This window comes from Ascidiimonas meishanensis (assembly GCF_037782385.1).
In the GTDB taxonomy this organism is placed as follows: domain Bacteria; phylum Bacteroidota; class Bacteroidia; order Flavobacteriales; family Flavobacteriaceae; genus Ascidiimonas; species Ascidiimonas meishanensis.
Map to the genome: position 1 here is coordinate 1 of NZ_JBBEXD010000057.1, position 659 is coordinate 659.

Consider the following 659-nt stretch of genomic DNA (forward strand, 5'->3'; position numbering starts at 1 on the left):
TCAACTCTTCTTTGTTCAAATACCCACGTGCGACCCCTGCACCACTGATGCATAGTTCACCAACGACTCCTATAGGCACTAACTCTTGCTGTTCACTAAGAATGTAAATCTGGGTGTTGGCTATGGGGGAGCCGATAGGGACACTGTCCACGATAGTTCCATGAAAAGTTGTGGCACAAATACTGGTCTCAGTTGGACCATATGCATTGACGTAATGGTAATACTCAGAAAATGTTTGAGCTACCTTTAAAGGTATCGTCTCTCCTGCGGTAACCAAAGTACGGATACCTTCTACATCTTTAATGGATAACAGTTGTAAAAAAGCAGGGGGTAAGGTGGCAATAGTAATATTGTTATTTACTATAAAATTCTTAAAAGAAGAGGTGTCTGATTTAGAATTTTCTGTTATAATAAACAATCTACTGCCACTTATAAGGGATGTAAAAATCTCTGATACAGAAGCATCAAAAGAAGCACTAGCAAATTGTAAGCAATGATCTTTATGGGTAATAGAGAAAGCAGGGATTTGAGCAAATATGGTATTCACAATACTTTGATGCTCCACCATGACTCCCTTTGGCTTTCCTGTACTTCCAGATGTATAGATGACATAGGCTAGGGTTTGAGGAGTGGCAATTGTACCGAAAGAATCTATTGAT

1 protein-coding gene is annotated in these 659 nt (G+C 39.3%); it reads right to left on the reverse strand.

Annotated elements, in window-relative coordinates; all coding sequences use genetic code 11:
* Positions 1 to 659, reverse strand: a 659-nt coding sequence (locus WBG07_RS19410) for an AMP-binding protein (RefSeq protein WP_340203798.1), incomplete at both ends; no start/stop codon positions are given.